Source organism: Streptomyces sp. NPDC126497, assembly GCF_040302425.1.
GTDB lineage: Bacteria > Actinomycetota > Actinomycetes > Streptomycetales > Streptomycetaceae > Streptomyces.
In genome coordinates this window covers 19,095-34,747 of record NZ_JBEORT010000035.1, presented here as the reverse complement: position 1 = coordinate 34,747, position 15,653 = coordinate 19,095, and the positions used below count along the sequence as shown (strand labels likewise).

The 15,653-nt window shown below is 73.9% G+C and carries 14 protein-coding genes; 11 read left to right on the top strand and 3 right to left on the bottom strand.

What is annotated here, in order from left to right; translation table 11 throughout:
- Positions 1 to 91 precede the first annotated feature (91 nt).
- Positions 92 to 2,218: a SpoIIE family protein phosphatase gene (locus ABTY20_RS17035; RefSeq protein WP_351997800.1), complete on the top strand. Its 2,127-nt coding sequence runs from the start codon at positions 92 to 94 to the stop codon at positions 2,216 to 2,218.
- 35 nt (positions 2,219 to 2,253) lie between these two features.
- Here the strand turns inward: ABTY20_RS17035 and ABTY20_RS17030 are convergent, their stop codons facing one another.
- Complete coding sequence (locus tag ABTY20_RS17030; RefSeq protein WP_351997799.1) at positions 2,254 to 3,516, bottom strand: S1 family peptidase; 1,263 nt, start codon at positions 3,514 to 3,516, stop codon at positions 2,254 to 2,256.
- 567 nt (positions 3,517 to 4,083) lie between these two features.
- Here ABTY20_RS17030 and ABTY20_RS17025 point away from each other — a divergent pair.
- From ABTY20_RS17025 to ABTY20_RS17000, 6 genes are all read left to right on the top strand, one after another.
- Positions 4,084 to 4,299: a hypothetical protein gene (locus ABTY20_RS17025; protein WP_030863769.1), complete on the top strand. Its 216-nt coding sequence runs from the start codon at positions 4,084 to 4,086 to the stop codon at positions 4,297 to 4,299.
- 108 nt (positions 4,300 to 4,407) lie between these two features.
- Entirely contained in the window at positions 4,408 to 5,214 is an 807-nt protein-coding gene (locus tag ABTY20_RS17020; protein ID WP_351997798.1) for an HlyD family efflux transporter periplasmic adaptor subunit, read from the top strand.
- Entirely contained in the window at positions 5,211 to 7,433 is a 2,223-nt protein-coding gene (locus tag ABTY20_RS17015) for an NHLP family bacteriocin export ABC transporter peptidase/permease/ATPase subunit (RefSeq protein ID WP_351997797.1), read from the top strand. Before ABTY20_RS17020 ends, ABTY20_RS17015 begins: the two co-directional genes overlap by 4 nt.
- 1 nt (position 7,434) lies before the next feature.
- The gene (locus ABTY20_RS17010; protein WP_351997796.1) at positions 7,435 to 10,260 is read left to right on the top strand and encodes an NHLP bacteriocin export ABC transporter permease/ATPase subunit; all 2,826 of its coding nucleotides are present in this window, start codon (positions 7,435 to 7,437) and stop codon (positions 10,258 to 10,260) included.
- Between the two features lie 124 nt (positions 10,261 to 10,384).
- Positions 10,385 to 11,404: a Ppx/GppA family phosphatase gene (locus tag ABTY20_RS17005; RefSeq protein WP_351997795.1), complete on the top strand. Its 1,020-nt coding sequence runs from the start codon at positions 10,385 to 10,387 to the stop codon at positions 11,402 to 11,404.
- 44 nt (positions 11,405 to 11,448) lie between these two features.
- A complete protein-coding gene (locus ABTY20_RS17000; protein WP_351997794.1) occupies positions 11,449 to 11,622 on the top strand; it encodes a hypothetical protein in 174 nt (57 codons plus the stop codon).
- 6 nt (positions 11,623 to 11,628) lie between these two features.
- Here the strand turns inward: ABTY20_RS17000 and ABTY20_RS16995 are convergent, their stop codons facing one another.
- Positions 11,629 to 12,237: a flavodoxin family protein gene (locus ABTY20_RS16995; protein WP_351997793.1), complete on the bottom strand. Its 609-nt coding sequence runs from the start codon at positions 12,235 to 12,237 to the stop codon at positions 11,629 to 11,631.
- 79 nt (positions 12,238 to 12,316) lie between these two features.
- Between ABTY20_RS16995 and ABTY20_RS16990 the strand changes: the two genes are divergently transcribed.
- The 3 genes from ABTY20_RS16990 to ABTY20_RS16980 are packed head-to-tail and all read left to right on the top strand — an operon-like array spanning position 12,317 to position 14,181.
- A complete protein-coding gene (locus ABTY20_RS16990; RefSeq protein ID WP_351997792.1) occupies positions 12,317 to 13,330 on the top strand; it encodes an iron-containing redox enzyme family protein in 1,014 nt (337 codons plus the stop codon).
- Entirely contained in the window at positions 13,320 to 14,003 is a 684-nt protein-coding gene (locus ABTY20_RS16985; protein WP_351997791.1) for a HemK2/MTQ2 family protein methyltransferase, read from the top strand. Before ABTY20_RS16990 ends, ABTY20_RS16985 begins: the two co-directional genes overlap by 11 nt.
- On the top strand, positions 13,984 to 14,181 hold the full coding sequence (locus tag ABTY20_RS16980; RefSeq protein WP_351997790.1) for a CDGSH iron-sulfur domain-containing protein: 198 nt from the start codon (positions 13,984 to 13,986) through the stop codon (positions 14,179 to 14,181). Before ABTY20_RS16985 ends, ABTY20_RS16980 begins: the two co-directional genes overlap by 20 nt.
- Positions 14,182 to 14,332: 151 nt before the next feature.
- Here the strand turns inward: ABTY20_RS16980 and ABTY20_RS16975 are convergent, their stop codons facing one another.
- On the bottom strand, positions 14,333 to 14,767 hold the full coding sequence (locus ABTY20_RS16975) for a subtilase-type protease inhibitor (RefSeq protein ID WP_351997789.1): 435 nt from the start codon (positions 14,765 to 14,767) through the stop codon (positions 14,333 to 14,335).
- Between the two features lie 323 nt (positions 14,768 to 15,090).
- Here ABTY20_RS16975 and abmR point away from each other — a divergent pair, with 323 nt between their 5' ends.
- Complete coding sequence (gene abmR, locus ABTY20_RS16970) at positions 15,091 to 15,648, top strand: ATP-binding transcription factor AbmR (protein WP_351997788.1); 558 nt, start codon at positions 15,091 to 15,093, stop codon at positions 15,646 to 15,648.
- The last annotated feature ends 5 nt before the right edge of the window (positions 15,649 to 15,653 follow it).

The following is a 15,653-nucleotide window of genomic DNA, read 5'->3' as shown; positions in this document are numbered from 1 at the left end:
CCCTGTCCGGCGCTCGTCGTGCGCGGCGGCCCGGCGGGGGGAAGATCGGGTGCCGAGGCCGGTGGCGCGGCCGTGCGAGGAGGTGGTCGGCGTGTCCGAGGGACAGTCGTCCGCGCGGGCGCCGGCCGACCGTCCGCTGCTGTCGCTGACGCTGGCCTCCATGATGGAGGGGGTGCACGCCCACTCCGGGGCGGTGTACCTGCTCGCGCCGGACCGGCCGGTGCTGGAGATGGCGGTGATGGCGGGACTGCCCCGCGCCTTCGCGGCCCCGTGGGAGCGGGTGGGGCTGAGCGCGCCCGTCCCGGTCTCCGACGCGGTGCGCGAGCGGCGGCTGGTGTGGGTGGGCGACGAGGAGGAGATGGCTCGCCGCTACCCCCGGATCGCCATGGTGCTGCCGTACCCCTTCGCGCTGGCCGCGCTGCCGGTGGCGACCGCCGCCAGGGCGTACGGCGCGGTCTTCGTGACCTGGCCCGGCGCGCGTCCGCAGGAGCTGTCCGACCGGGAGCGCGACCATCTGACCGCCGTCTGCGACCGGCTGGCGGCGCAGCTGGAGCAGGCCGCCGAGCAGAGCCTGCCCCTGGCGCCGGAGCCGGATCTGCTGGTGACGCCGTCGGCGGGCGGGGCGGCCGGCACGCCCGGCTCGGTGGAGGCGGCCCGGATGGTGTCCCGGCTGCCGTACGGCCTGTGCTCGCTCGATCTGCACGGGCGGATCGGCTTCGCCAACGCCGCCGCCTCGGAGCTGCTGGGCGTCCCGGTGAACCGGCTGCTCGGGACCCCGATGTGGGCGTCGGTGCCGTGGCTGAACGATCCCGTGTACGAGGACCGGTACCGGGCCGCGCTGTTCGGCCAGCACGTCACCTCGTTCGTCGCGCTGCGCCCGCCGGACGAGTGGCTGTCGTTCCGGCTGTATCCGAGCAGCACCGGACTCAGTGTGCGGATCAGCCGGGCGCGGGCGGTGAGGGAGATGAACCGCGAGGCGCCGCAGCCCGCGCGGGGACAGCCGCGGCTGGTCACCATCACCCAGGTGCTGGGCCTGGCCGGGGCACTGACCGAGGCGGTCGGGGTTCGGGACGTGGTGCAGCTGGTCGCGGACGAGATCGCGCCGGCGGTCGGCAGCCAGGGGCTGGTGGTCCTCGGCTCCCGGGCGGGCCGGCTGCGCGTCCTCGGCCACCGGGGGTACGCGGACGCGCGGGTCGTGGAGCGGTTCGACGGGATGCCGCTGTCGGAGCCCATCCCCGGCAGCCAGGTGCTGCGCTCCGGGGTGCCCGCCTTCTTCGAGAGCCGGGAGGAAGTCGAGCGCCTGTACCCGGCGCTGCTGGTGAACCCGTCCGAGTTCGCGGCGTGGGCGTATCTGCCGCTGATCGCCTCGGGGCGCCCGGTGGGGACGTGTGTGCTGTCGTACGCGGCACCGCACCGCTTCGCGACGGAGGAGCGGGCGATGCTGACCAACCTGGCGGGCCTGATCGCCCAGGCGCTGGAACGGGCCCTGCTCTACGACGCCAAGCACCGGCTCGCGCACGGGCTGCAGGAGGCGCTGCTGCCGCACACACTGCCGTCGCTGGCGGGGATCGAGGCGGCGGCCCGCTATCTGCCGGCCACTCGGGGCATGGAGATCGGGGGCGACTTCTACGACCTGGTGCCGGTTCAGGGGATGGCGGCGGCGGTGATCGGGGACGTGCAGGGGCACAACGTGACGGCGGCCGGGCTGATGGGGCAGGTCCGTACCGCGGTGCGGGCGTACACCGCGGTCGGGCAGGCGCCCGAGGAGGTGATGCGCAGCACCAACCGGCTGCTGCTCGACCTGGGATCCGACCTGTTCACCAGCTGTCTGTACCTGCGGCTCGATCCCGCGCGCGGGCGGGCCGTGCTGTCCCGCGCGGGTCATCCGCCGCCGCTGCTGCGCGGGCCGGACGGGCGGGTGCGGGTGCTGGACCTGGCCGGCGGCCCGCTGCTGGGCATCGACGGCTCGGCGGCGTACCCGTCGACGGAGGTCGGCCTCTCCCCCGGTTCGCTGCTGGTCCTCTACACCGACGGCCTGGTGGAGTCCCCCGGCACCGACTTCGAGGACGCCGTCGCCGGTCTGTGCCGCCGCCTCACCGACCTGGGCGACCTCCCCCTGGACGATCTCGCCGACGCCCTGGTCCGGCACGGCGCGGACGCGGAGAACCGGCTGGACGACATCGCGCTGCTCCTCCTGCGGGCCCTGCCGGACGGCTGACCCGGCGTCCGGCCCCGCCGGACGCCGGGGGCACGTCAGTGGTTCCCGGCCGGGCCGGCGTCGTACCCGGCGCCCTGGCCCGCGCCCGCTCCCTCATCGCCCGTCCGGCCGTCGCCGTCGGCCTGACCGCCGCCCGTCCGGTCACCACCCGCCTGGTCACCGGCGCCCGCGCCGTCCTCCGCGCCGAGGGTCGCGCCGACGGCCTCCAAGGCCGTGGTGACCGGCTGGAAGAACGTCTCACCGCCCGCGGTGCAGTCGCCGCTGCCACCCGAGGTCAGGCCGACGGCGAGGCCGTCCCGGGTGAACATCGGGCCGCCGCTGTCACCGGGCTCGGCGCAGACGTCCGTCTGGATGAGGCCGGTGACCGTGCCCTCCGGATAGTTCACGGTGGCGTTCAGGCCGAGCACCCGGCCGTCGGCGAGCCCGGTGGTGCTGCCCATCCGGAACACCTCCTGGCCGACGGTGGCCTCCGCGGCCCGGGACACGGGGAGGGTCCGGTCACCGAGGTCGACCTCGCTCGGCGCGACGGTCGCGGGATCGTCGTACCGGACGAGCGCGAAGTCGCCCGCGCCGGGGAAGACCGACCGGTCGACCGTGGCGATCGGCTGCCCGCCCTGCGCGTCGGACCACTGCTCGGCCGCGCCACCGCAGTGACCGGCCGTCAGGAACGCCGGGGAGCCGTCGCCCGCGGTGACGTTGAAGCCGAGGGAGCAGCGCGCGCCGCCGGAGAAGATGGCGTCGCCGCCGGACGCGAACGTCCTGAAGGCGCCCGCGGACTTCCTGATGGTCGCCATGCCGGAGCCGAGGCTCTCGACGGTGGACTCCAGCCGGTCCCACTCGTCCCCGGTCACCGTGCTGTCCGCGGTGACGAGGATCTTGTTGGTGCGCGGGTCGACGGCCCAGGAGGTCCCCGGGACGGTCGCCTCCGACCTCAGCGTCCGTGCCCCGGCCTCCAGCTCGGTCATGCTGTTGTCGACCTCGCGGACGGCCGCACCCGCCTTCTCGGCCCGCACGATCGCGTTGTCGTCGTCGCCCGGCACGACGTTGACGACGAGCTGCTTGTTCTCACCGTCGTAGTAGGAGCCGGCGAACGCGTCGCCGAGGAGCCCGGCGAGCCGTGAGGCGAGATCCGAGGCGTCACCCGCCTTCAGGGTCCTCGGAGCCGCCGCCGTCGCACCGCCCGACGCGCCGTCCTGGGAGGCGTTCGCGTGGGGGAGCAGGACGGCGGCGGCGCCGAGCGCCACCGCGCCGCCCACCGCCATCGCGGCCTTGCGCTTCGGAATTCGCTTGTGACTCAAACTTCTCGACCTCCTGGGGGGACCGGAGTCGCGCCGGTGCTCGGCGGCTGCGGGGCGCCTGGACGGCCGGTGGTACGCACGGGCCGCGAGGGGCGTTCAATCCGGCCCGCCCCGTCACTCCCGGTCACCGGGCGGGAGCTTGCGGTCACGGACGCGGAGCGGAGTCCCGGCTTCAGCGAATCTGCACAGCGAATGCCCAACCCGGTCACCGGAACCGGGGTCCGTCCACAGGCCGGCCGGCCGGGGCGCGCCTTTGGGTCCGGTGTGCCGGATTCCGGTCGGCGGGGCGCAAGCGGTCGGACGGGGCGATGCGGTGGGGCATGTGAAGAAGTCGCCGCCGAGGCGTGCCCACGTCTGCACGCCTGGATCCCCGCGGGGTGCAAATTGCCTGGTGAGAGGTTTGGTTGAGTGGAAGCCCGCGCTCGCCGCGTGCTTTGATCCATCGCACCGCAAGGCCGTTCCGGGCTCCCGGCGACGGGCGCTCGGCGCCCGCGGTCGCGGCCTTCGTCCGTCCCCGGAGGGGGCCGCTCCCCCTTGTGAAACATCCATACGAAGGGAAGTTCCATCATGAACTCCACCCCCCAGGTCGAGACCGCCGAGATCTCCGACGCCGACCTCGACAACGTCTCCGGCGGCCTGTCCGTGAACGCCGTGAACACCCTCACGGGCGCGGTGGACGGCATCGCCCCGGTCTCCGGCCTGGTCGACACGGTCGTCGGCACCGTCGAGGGTGTCACCGGCCTGAACACCGCCCCGGTCACGAACCTGGTCGCCGGTCTCTGACCGCGCCCTTTCGCCGCCGAGTCCCGGAGCCCCCGGCTCCGGGGCTTCGCGGTGCCCCCACGGTCCCTTGGATCACGTCGCACAGTCCACGCAGGTGAGGGAAGATCCGTGCAGTTCCGCCAACAGGCCCTCGCCAGGCTCCAGTCGCCGGAGGAGCTCGACCTCCCGGTGCGCTTCGCGCGCCCGCAGGGCTGGCTGGTGCTGTCCGTGACGGTGGTCGCGATGGCGGCCGCCTCGGTGTGGGCGGTGACCGGATCGGTGTCGTCCACGATCGGCGCGCCCGCGGTCCTCACGCACGGGCGGGGCAGTTACGTGCTGCAGAGCCCGGTCGCGGGGCAGGTCACCGCCGTCCTCACGAAGGAGGGCGAGCGGCTGCCCGCCGGCTCCCCCGTGCTGGAAGTGCGCACCGGGCGGGGCGACGAGGTCGTCCGCACCCTCGACGCGGGCCGGATCACCGCGCTCGCCGTCGGCACCGGACAGATCATCCCCACCGGCGCGAACGTCGCCGCCGTGGAGAAGGTCGACCGTGCGGAGGCCCCCCTGTACGCGACGGTGTACGTCCCCGCCGGGGACGCCGCCGGCATCCCCGCCCGCGCCTCCGTGGACCTCACCGTGCAGTCGGTGCCGAGCCAGGAGTACGGCGTGCTGCGCGGCGAGGTGAAGTCGGTGGGCCGCTCGGCCCAGTCGCCCCGGCAGATCGCCGCGTTCCTCGGGGACGCCCAGCTCGGCGAGCAGTTCACCAAGGAGGGCAGGCCGGTGGCCGTCACGGTCGAGCTGAACGAGTCGTCCGCCACGAAGAGCGGTTACGAGTGGTCCTCCACGGACGGTCCGCCGTTCGCGCTGACCTCGATGACCCTGGCCACGGGTTCGATCCGGCTGGCCGACCGGCGTCCCGTCGACTGGCTGCTGCCATGACCACCGCCCGGGAGACCCGTGGCCGGCGCCGCGCCGCACCGCCGAAACGCGCGGCGCCCGCGTCCCGCGCGAAGACCGTCCGTACGCCCACGGTGCTGCAGATGGAGGCCGTGGAGTGCGGTGCCGCCTCCCTCGCGATGGTGCTCGGCCACTACGGCCGTCATGTCCCGCTGGAGGAGCTGCGCATCGCCTGCGGCGTCTCGCGGGACGGCTCGCGCGCCAGCAACCTGCTGAAGGCGGCCCGCGGTTACGGGCTGACCGCCAAGGGCATGCAGATGGACCTGGCCGCCCTCGCCGAGGTGGCGGCGCCGGCCGTCCTGTTCTGGGAGTTCAACCACTACGTCGTCTACGACGGCATGGGCCGGCGGTTCGGCCGTCGCGGGGTGTACATCAACGACCCCGGCAAGGGGCGGCGGTTCGTCCCCCTGGAGGAGTTCGACGGCAGCTTCACCGGTGTCGTGCTGGTGATGGAGCCCGGCGAGGACTTCGCCCGGGGCGGCCGCAGACCCGGCGTGCTCGGTGCGATGCCGGCCCGGCTGCGCGGCACGGCGGGCACCATGCCGGCCGTGGTGCTGTCCAGCCTGCTGCTGGTGGCGGTGGGCGCGGCGGTGCCCGGGCTCAGCCGTACCTTCATCGACGAGTTCCTGATCGGCGGCCGCACCTCGACGCTCGGCGTGCTGTTCACGTCGATGGGCGCCTGCGTGCTGCTCACCCTGGTGCTGACCTGGCTGCAGCAGGGCAACCTGCTGCACGGCCGGCTGGTCTCCTCGACGCTGTCCAGCGCCCGTTTCCTGCGCCATCTGCTGCGGCTGCCGGTGACGTTCTTCGCCCAGCGCAGCCCGGCCGACCTGGTGCAGCGGCTGCAGTCCAACGACGCGGTGGCCGAGACCCTGGCCCGCGACCTGTCGGCGGCGGGCGTGGACGCGGTGGTGGTCGTGCTGTACGCGGTGCTGCTCTACACCTATGACCCGCAGCTCACCTTCGTGGGCGTCGGTGTGGCGCTGCTGAACGTCGTGGCGATGCGGATCGTCGTCCGGCTGCGCGCCACCCGTACCGCGAAGCTGCGCGCGGACAACGCGCGGCTCACCAACACGGCGTACACCGGTCTGCAGCTGATCGAGACGCTGAAGGCGACCGGCGGGGAGGACGGCTACTTCCGCAAGTGGGCCGGACAGCACGCCACCACGCTGGAGGAGCAGCAGCGGCTCGGGGTGCCGGGCGCCTGGCTCGGCGTCGTCGCGCCGACGCTCGCCACCCTCAACAGCGCGCTGATCCTGTGGATCGGCGGCACGCGGGCGGTCGAGGGACACATCTCGGTCGGTCTGCTGGTCGCCTTCCAGGCGCTGGTCGCCCGGTTCACCGCTCCGCTGACCCGGCTCAACGGGGTCGCGGGCCGGATCCAGGACTTCGCCGCGGACGTGGCCCGGCTGAGGGACGTGGAGAACTTCCGGGCGGACCCGCTCCACGGCCGCCCGGGCACCGGGGAGTCGACGCGCCGTCTGCGCGGCCACGTCGAGCTGCAGAACCTCTCCTTCGGCTACAACCCGCTGGACGAGCCGCTGCTGACCGGGTTCGACCTGGCCGTGGGCCCGGGACAGCAGGTGGCGCTGGTGGGCGGCTCAGGCAGCGGCAAGTCCACCGTCTCCCGGCTGATCTCGGGGCTGTACACGCCGTGGGAGGGCGTGATCCGGATCGACGGGCAGCGCATCGAGGACATTCCGCGCGGGGCGCTGGCCGCGTCCGTCTCCTTCGTCGACCAGGAGGTGTTCCTGTTCGAGGGCACCGTCCGGGACAACGTGACGCTGTGGGACCCCTCGATCCCGGACGAGGCGGTGGTGGAGGCGCTCAGGGACGCGGCGCTGTACGACGTGATCACGCGCAGGCCGGGCGGCATCCACAGCCCGGTCGAACAGGACGGCCGGAACTTCTCCGGCGGGCAGCGCCAGCGCCTGGAGATCGCGCGGGCGCTGGTGCGCCGGCCGAGCGTCCTGGTGCTGGACGAGGTGACCAGCGCGCTGGACGCCGAGACCGAGCTGGTGGTGATGGACAACCTGCGCCGGCGCGGCTGTGCCTGTGTGGTGATCGCGCACCGGCTGAGCACGGTGCGCGACAGCGACGAGATCGTCGTCCTGGACCACGGCACGGTCGTGGAGCGCGGACGGCACGAGGAGCTGGTGGCGCGCGGCGGCGCGTACGCGGCGCTGGTCAGGGAGCGATGAGATGACGACCGTGCACGAGGCCCGGGGCGAGGACCTCGTCCTGGGCGCGCTCGGGTCACTGGGCACGCCGATCGACTGCTCCGGGCTCGGCCGCCTCGACCTGGAGGGGCCGCAGGTGCTGTGGCTGATCGCGTCGGGGGCCGTGGACCTGTTCGCGGTGGACGCCGGACGGCAGGGCCACTGGCACCATCTGGGCCGGCTGGAGGCGGGATCGCTGGTGCTGGGCCCGGTGACCGGCCCGGCGCACACCCTGGTGGCGCGTCCGCTGCGGGGCTGCGTGGTGCGCCGCATCGGGCTGCGCGAGCTGTACCGGCCGGCGGGCGCCCGGACCTGGTCGTACGACGACTACGGAGATCCGCAGTACGTGCCGCCGGCGACGAGCCCGCTGGAGCACGCCCTCGCGCTCGGTGTGGGCCGCGGTCTGGCGGTGCTGTTCCAGGCGCCGGTGGCCACGGAGCGGGCCGCCGCGCCCGGTGACGACGACGTGTTCTGGATGCAGGTCCCGCCGGGCAGTGCGCAGTACGGCTCGCTGTACGGCGCGGAGGCGGCGGCCGATCTGCTGATGGATCCGGCGCTGTGGCAGAGCCTGGTCGACCAGCAGTACCGGCTGATGACCACGCTGGACCGGTGGATCGAACAGCTCGAGCACACCCACGAGGCGCGGACCGCGGAGGGCATCGCGGCCGGTGAGGCGGTGCGTGCCCGGGCCGACCGCACCTTGCTCGCCGCCATCGGCGGGCGTTCCGGGCGGCGCACGACGGCGGCGGACGCGGACGCCACGTACGCGGCCTGCACACTGGTCGCGCGGGCGGCCGGGATCACGCTGGCCGCGCCCGCGCGGTCCGGCACCGGCGGGGACCGGCTCGATCCGGTCGAGCGGATCGCGCTGGCCTCCCGCGTGCGCACCCGTGTCGTACGGCTGGACGGCCGCTGGTGGCGCGACGACGTGGGGCCGCTGGTGGGCCACCGGGCGCTGTCGGGTGCGCCGGTGGCGTTGCTGTGGCGGCGCGGCGGCTACGTGGCGGTGCATCCCACGACCGGCCGCGAGACACCGGTCGAGAAGGCGAACGCCGGGGAGTTCGAGCCCCGCGCGGTGATGTTCTACCGTCCGCTGCCCGAGCGGCGGCCGAGCCCGCTGCGGCTGCTGCGGTTCTGCATGACGGGCACGCGAGGTGACCTGACGGGGCTGCTGCTGAGCGGTCTGGTGACCGTGGCGATCGGGGCCCTGGTGCCGCTCGCCACCGGCAAGGTGCTCGGCGAGTACGTGCCGAAGGCGCAGACCGGGCTGATCGCGCAGACGTGTCTCGCGGTGATCGTCGGCGGTGTGGTGGCCGCGGCGTTCACGCTGCTGCAGAACCTCACCCTGCTGCGTCTGGAGGGCCGGGTGGAGGCCACGCTCCAGCCGGCCGTGTGGGACAGGCTGCTACGGCTGCCGACCACGTTCTTCACCGGGCGTTCGACGGGTGAGCTGGCGAGTGCGGCCATGGGCATCAGCGCGATCCGCCGCATGCTGGCCGGGGTCGGCCCCACGGTGGCCCAGTCGGCCACCGTGGGCGCGGTGAACCTCGGGCTGCTGCTGTGGTTCAGCGTGCCGATGGCGCTGGCCGCGCTCGGGATGCTGGTGGTCGTCGCGGGTGTGTTCCTGGGGCTCGGACTGTGGCAGGTGCGCTGGCAGCGGCGTCTGGTGGTGCTCACCAACAAGCTGAACAACCGGGCCTTCCAGACGCTGCGCGGGCTGCCGAAGCTGCGGGTGGCGGCGGCGGAGAACTACGCGTACGCCGCCTGGGCGTCCGAATTCGCCCGCAGCCGTGAGCTCCAGCGGAGGGCCGGCCGGATCAAGAACCTCACGGCGGTGCTGGGCGCGGTCCACCTGCCGCTGGTCACGCTGGTGATGTTCATGCTGCTGGCCGGTCCGGCGCGCGGTTCGATGACGGCGGCGGAGTTCCTCACCTTCAACACGTCGGTGACGATGGTGCTGACCTCGGTCACCCAGCTGACCGGCGCGTTCGTCTCGGCGGTCGCCGCGCTGCCGCTGTTCGAGCAGATCAGACCGGTGCTGGACGCCACGCCGGAGGTCCGCGCGGCGAGCACCCGGCCGGGCCCGCTGACCGGGGCGGTGGAGGCGCGACGGCTGTCCTTCCGCTACTCCGACGACGGTCCGCTGGTCCTGGACGACGTGTCCTTCGAGGCGCGGCCGGGCGAGTTCGTGGCGGTGGTCGGCCCGAGCGGCTGCGGCAAGTCCACGCTGCTGCGGCTGCTGATCGGCTTCGACCGGCCGGTGTCCGGCAGTGTGCTGTACGACGGCCAGGACCTGGCCGCGCTCGACCGGTCGGCGGTGCGCCGGCAGTGCGGGGTGGTGCTCCAGCACGCCCAGCCGTTCACCGGGTCGATCATGGACGTCATCTGCGGGACCGAGCCGTACACGCCCCAGGAGGCGATGGCGGCGGCGGAGATGGCGGGGCTGGCCGAGGACATCAGGCGGATGCCGATGGGGCTGCACACCATCGTGTCCGGCGGCGGCGCGGTCTCCGGCGGTCAGCGGCAGCGGCTGATGATCGCCCAGGCACTGATCCGACGGCCTCGGATCCTCTTCTTCGACGAGGCGACCAGCGCCCTGGACAACGAGACGCAGCGCACGGTGATCGAGAGCACCAAGGCCCTGAACGCGACCCGGATCGTGATCGCGCACCGGCTGTCGACGGTGCTCGACGCGGACCGGGTGGTGGTGATGGAGGGCGGCAAGGTGGTCCAGCAGGGCCCGCCCGCCCGGTTGCTCGCCGACACCGGCGGACGGCTGCACGAACTGGTGCGGCGGCAGCTGGCATGAGACGCCGTGCGCGCACGGGGCCCGAGGCGACGGACCGTCGCCGTCCGGACACACCGGGGGCGTTTCTTCGCCGTACGCGCGGGCCCGTCCGTTGCTCCGCGCGGTGAGTGGGTACCCACGGGCCATGCGAACCAGCGTGATGGACGTCGGATCGAAGACCGTCAGACTCGTCGTGGCCGACACGGCGGGCGGCGCGCCGCTGCCGGTGCACACGGCGAAGTGGCCGCTCAGGCTCTCCGAGCAGGTCACGCCCGGGGGGCCGGTGCCGGAGCAGGCCGTGGAGCGGCTGGTGGACGCCGTCGCCGCGGCGAACAGGACCGCCGTGCGATGGGGGGCCACGGGTCCCCTGGCGTTCGCGACCGCCGTGGTCCGCGGCGCTCCGAACCGGCAGGAGGTGCTGAGCACGGTCCGGGCCGGGACCGGCGTCGAGCTGTGCACGCTGCCGGGCGAGGTGGAGGCCGAGCTCACGTTCCTCGGGGCCAGGCGCTGGATGGGCTGGCGCTGCGGGCCGCTGGCGCTGCTGGACATCGGCGGGGGTTCGCTGGAGGTCGCCTTCGGACGCGGCCGGCTGCCCGACTTCGTCGCCTCGCTGCCGCTGGGGGCGGGCCGGCTCACCCACGAGTACTTCGCGGACGCGGACCCCCCGTCACCGGAGCAGGTGCGGGCACTGCGCCGGCGGGTGCGCCACCAGCTGCGGGACGTGGCCGCCCGGATCCGCTGGGAGGGGCCCCGCACCGCGGTCGCCACCTCCCGCACCTTCCAGCAGCTGGCGCGGCTGTGCGGGGCCGCGCCCGGACGGCACGGTCCGTTCGTGGAGCGGGAGTTGTCCTGTTCCGACCTGCGGGGAGCGATCGACCGGCTGGCCGCCCTGCCCGCAGCCGAGCGCGCCCGGCTGCCCGGCATCTCCGCGCCGCGCTCCGCGCAGAGCCTGGCGGGCGCGGTCGTGGGGCACACGGCGATGAAGCTGACCGGCCTGCGGACGGTGACGATCTGCCCCTGGGCGCTGCGCGAGGGCGTGCTGCTGCGCCACATCGAGGAGGGTCCGTCGTGGTGGGCGGAGATCATCCGCCTCAACGAGAAGGAGGCGGTGGGCGACGGTCCCGTACCGCTGCGCACCGCCCCCGCGCGACTGCCCCGCGCATGAGCACGACGGAACCCGTACACAGATACGACGGAAGGAGAGAACCCATGTCCGAGCGGGACGACCGCGAGAAGCCCGGAACGGCCCTCGACGAGGTGCTGCGCGAGGTCGAGGAGGCCGAGCGGCGCACCGAGGACGCCGGCGGGAGCCACCACCGAGGTGAGGCCTCGGATGCCGTCACCCCGAACACCGAGGCGCAGGAGGAGTCCCGGGGCGACTAGCGGGTGTCACTGCGGCGGCGGGCCGAGGGGGCGCGCCGCCAGGGCCCGGGCGACGCCCAGCAGGTTGGCGGCCATGGCCCGGGCGGTCCTGCGGGACCAGTCGTGGCCGCTTCCGCCCTCGAGGAAGCTCGGTCCGGGACCGGGGCCCTGGTTCCAGTAGGTCCAGGCCTGGCCGGGGATGGTGTAGCCGATGTCCTGCAGACCTCCGGTGATCTCGCTGATCACGTGGTGCGCGCCGTCCTCGTTCCCGGTGACGACGACGCCCGCGACCCGGTTGTAGGCGACCGGCCGGCCGTCGTCGTCCGTCTCGGACAGCATGGCGTCCATCCGCTCCAGGACCCGTTTGGCGACCGACGACGGCTGTCCGAGCCAGGTCGGCGAGGCGATGACGAGGATCTCGGACGCGAGGATCTTCTCGTGGACGCCCGGCCAGGCGTCGCCCTCGTGCACGGCCTCGCTGACCACGCCGGGGGCGATGTCCAGGTCCACCGCGCGGACGACGTCGACCTCCACGCCGTCCTTCTCCAGCTGCTCGGTGACGGTCCGGAACAGCGCCTCGGTGTTGGAGGTCTCCGGTGACTTCTTGAGGGTGCAGTTGATCACTAGTGCCTTCATGTGGTCACGGAGTACCCCGCGGGCGGCCGGTTGCCACGCGGACGGGGGTGTCCGTGGGCCGTCCGGGTACCCGGGGCCCATGGATCACCCCTGTGAAGAACCCCGGCTGCCCGCACCGCGCGGCCCCCTGAGCAGCGCCGTCGAGGACCATCTGCGGGGCACCGGCCCGCTGCCTCCCGACGAGGAGATCACCGCCGCCCCCGTGTACGGCGACGACCTCCAGCTCGCCCTGTACCTGTGCTACGAGCTGCACTACCGCGGGTTCGCGGGCGTGGCGGCGGACCTCGAGTGGGATCCCGGGCTGCTGCGCGTCCGCGCCGCCCTGGAGGACCGCTTCCTCACCGCGCTCCGCGCGGACGCCCGGCGGCACGACGACGTCGACGAGGCGCTCGCCGGGATCCTGGTGGAGCCGGTGGACGGCACGGGCGTCAGCCACTTCCTGCGCGACAAGGGCGAGTTGTGGCACGTCCGCGAGTACGCCGCCCAGCGGTCCCTGTACCACCTGAAGGAGGCCGATCCGCACGCGTGGGTGCTGCCCCGGCTGTGGGGACGGGCCAAGGCGGCGATGGCGGCGGTCGAGTTCGACGAGTACGGGGGCGGACGCGCGGACCGCGTGCACGCCCGGCTCTTCGCCGACCTGATGACGGACCTGGGTCTGGACACGACGTACGGCCGGTACCTGGACGCGGCCTGCGCCGAACTGCTCGTGACCGTGAACCTGATGTCCCTCTTCGGGCTGCGCCGCTCCCTCCGGGGCGCGCTGGTGGGCCACTTCGCGGCGGTCGAGATCACCTCCTCGCCCGGTTCGCGGCGGCTCGCCGAGGCGATGCGCCGGACGGGCGCGGGGCCCGCCGCCGAGCACTTCTACGACGAGCACGTGGAGGCGGACGCGGTGCACGAGCAGGTGGTGCGCCACGAGGTCGTCGCCGGTCTGCTGGAGGTGGAACCGCACCTCGCGGCGGACGTCGCCTTCGGCGTCGACGCCACCGTCTTCGCCGAGGACCGCCTGGGAGAGCGGCTGCTCGCGGACTGGGGCGCCGGCCGGTCGTCGCTGCGTACTCCCCTGCCCCAGGAGTTCACCCATGCTTCTTGACGGCGGGGGTACCCGGCGGTTCGTGACTCCACTGGCACCACCGGGCGTGTACGCCCCTCAGGAGGACACCGAGCTGCTGGCCGGTGTCCTGTCCGACGAACCCGTCCCTCCGGGCGCGGACGTCCTCGACGTGGGGACGGGATCCGGCGCGCTGGCGGTCGAGGCCGCCCGGCGCGGCTTCCGGGTGACCGCGGTCGACGTCTCCCGGCGGGCGGTGTGCGCGGCCCGGCTGAACGCGCTGCGGGCAGGCGTGTCGGTCCGGGTCCGGCGCGGGAACCTGTTCGCGCCGGTGCGGGGCGAGTCGTTCGACCTGATCCTCGCCAACCCGCCCTACGTCCCGGCGCCCGGCGGCTCGCTGCCGCGGGGCGCGGCCCGGGCCTGGGACGCGGGCGGCGACGGACGGCTCGTCCTGGACCGGATCTGCCGGGAGGCGCCCGCGCTGCTGCGGCCGGGCGGCGTCCTGCTGCTGGTGCAGTCGGCGCTCAGCGACCCCGAGCTGACGGTCGGCGGGCTGCGGGCGGCCGGGACGAAGGCCGCGGTGGTCCGCCGCCGGCGCATCGCCTTCGGCCCCGTGGTGCGGGGCCGGGAGCGCTGGCTGCGGGAGCGGGGACTGCTGTCCACGACCGATGACAAGGAAGAGCTGGTGGTGATCCGTGCCGAACTCCCCGTCTGACGCGCCGCGCCGCGTCACCGTCCGGCGCAAGGGCCCCCTGCTGGTGGAGGGACCCGTGGAGGTCGAGCTGGAGGACGGCACGGTCGTCGCCTCCGACCGCTTCCGGGTGGCCCTGTGCACCTGCCGCCGCAGTCGGCGGTATCCCTGGTGCGACACCAGTCACCGGGACCGCGCCTGAGCCCTGTGGTCCGGGAGGGCCCGGAGGCCGGCGGGCGGCCCCACTCCGCCCGCCGACCTCCTTGCGCGGGATCGCACGCTCCGCGGGAGGGCCGGCACTCCCCAGATCCACCGGCCGTCGCGCGGTCACGGGAAACCGTGCGATCCCGGTCTCAGAACGCGAAGACGCTCGAACCGTGAGCGTTCCTCACGCAGTCGTTGGAGAAGACGCGCTCGTAGGAGACGCGCTGTCCCCGCCACACCCCCTCGACGGTGACGAGCACCGGGTCGTACTGCTGGGTGCAGAAGACGCCCTCCCGCATCGTCAGGGCGTCGAGGTCGCCGTCGATCCGGTCCATCTCCGCGCAGGCCGCGCCCGCGGCCGGGTGGGTGCCCGAGGGCCCGGGGGCGCAGGTCAGGGTGACCGCGCGTTCCGGCGTGACGGTCGGCGCGCTGTCGCCGTGGCCCACGGTGAGCACCAGGGCCGAGGGGGCGTAGAGCGCGGACGGGGCGGTTCCCGGGGCCGCCAGCGCCGCCCCGGACAGGGGTGCGCAGACGGCGGCGGCCGTGAGGCCGAGGGTGGTGGCCCAGCGCGCGGTGTTCCGCATTGTGTGCATCCTTCCGCTCGTGTGACGAGTCGCCGGCTCGTGCCCGGTCGGTGCCGAACCGGCGTGCGGGAGTCTGCCGAGTCCGCGCCGGAACTTCACATCGGGCATGCGGATTTCGGTAACCTTGCGTATTGAATCAGTGGCGCGAAGTCACGGAAGGTACGGGGCACGGCCCCGTAACCGCACGGACGGCGGGTGCGCGAAGTGGCCAGATGGCCGGAATGCGGCCGTTCGGTAATCGGCCTGAAACATTCCGGTTCCGCTCTCGGCGGACCGTTCCGCGACACCTTGTGTTCATGAACGAGGCGAGTAATCGTCATTACATGATTACGGCAGAACAGCGGGAGCAACTGCGGGGCTGGTTCACCGGCCGGCTCCCCGACGATCTCTTCGAAGAACTGACCGAGGTCACGGTCGACCGCGAGGAGATCACGGTCATCGGCCGCATCCCCGGTCCCCGGCCGGCGGAGGACGCCTCGCCGGCCGAACGGGAGGCGGCGGTCGAGGGCCGCGTCCAGGAATTCCGGGAGCGCACCCGGGGCGACCGGATCGCGGTCGCCCGGGACGCCGAGCACCGCTTCGGCCGGAAGGTCTCCTGGGGCGTGGAGTGCGACGGACGCCGCGTCCTGTTCACGCATGTGGCGGCGCCCGTGATGACCCGGTTGCGCCAGCCCGAGCGGCAGGTCCTCGACACCCTCATCGCGGGCGGGGTGGCCCGCAGCCGCAGCGAGGCGCTGGCCTGGTGCGTACGCCTGGTCCAGCGGCACACCGACGACTGGCTCACCGAGCTGCGCGAGTCGCTGGAGCACGTCCGGCGGGTGCGGGACCGGGGGCCGGACAACGAACCGGAGGAGGCGGAGCCCGGCGCCGACGGCGGGTGAACGGC

Bases quoted from the DNA above. Each gene is read 5' to 3' on its own strand.
- ABTY20_RS17025 (WP_030863769.1), top strand. From the start codon at position 4,084: ATGAACTCCACCCCCCAGGTCGAGACCGCCGAGATCTCCGACGCCGAC.
- ABTY20_RS17015 (WP_351997797.1), top strand. From the start codon at position 5,211: ATGACCACCGCCCGGGAGACCCGTGGCCGGCGCCGCGCCGCACCGCCG.
- ABTY20_RS17010 (WP_351997796.1), top strand. From the start codon at position 7,435: ATGACGACCGTGCACGAGGCCCGGGGCGAGGACCTCGTCCTGGGCGCG.
- ABTY20_RS17005 (WP_351997795.1), top strand. From the start codon at position 10,385: ATGCGAACCAGCGTGATGGACGTCGGATCGAAGACCGTCAGACTCGTC.
- ABTY20_RS17000 (WP_351997794.1), top strand. From the start codon at position 11,449: ATGTCCGAGCGGGACGACCGCGAGAAGCCCGGAACGGCCCTCGACGAG.
- ABTY20_RS16995 (WP_351997793.1), bottom strand. From the start codon at position 12,237: ATGAAGGCACTAGTGATCAACTGCACCCTCAAGAAGTCACCGGAGACC.
- ABTY20_RS16990 (WP_351997792.1), top strand. From the start codon at position 12,317: ATGGATCACCCCTGTGAAGAACCCCGGCTGCCCGCACCGCGCGGCCCC.
- ABTY20_RS16985 (WP_351997791.1), top strand. From the start codon at position 13,320: ATGCTTCTTGACGGCGGGGGTACCCGGCGGTTCGTGACTCCACTGGCA.
- ABTY20_RS16975 (WP_351997789.1), bottom strand. From the start codon at position 14,767: ATGCGGAACACCGCGCGCTGGGCCACCACCCTCGGCCTCACGGCCGCC.
- abmR (WP_351997788.1), top strand. From the start codon at position 15,091: ATGATTACGGCAGAACAGCGGGAGCAACTGCGGGGCTGGTTCACCGGC.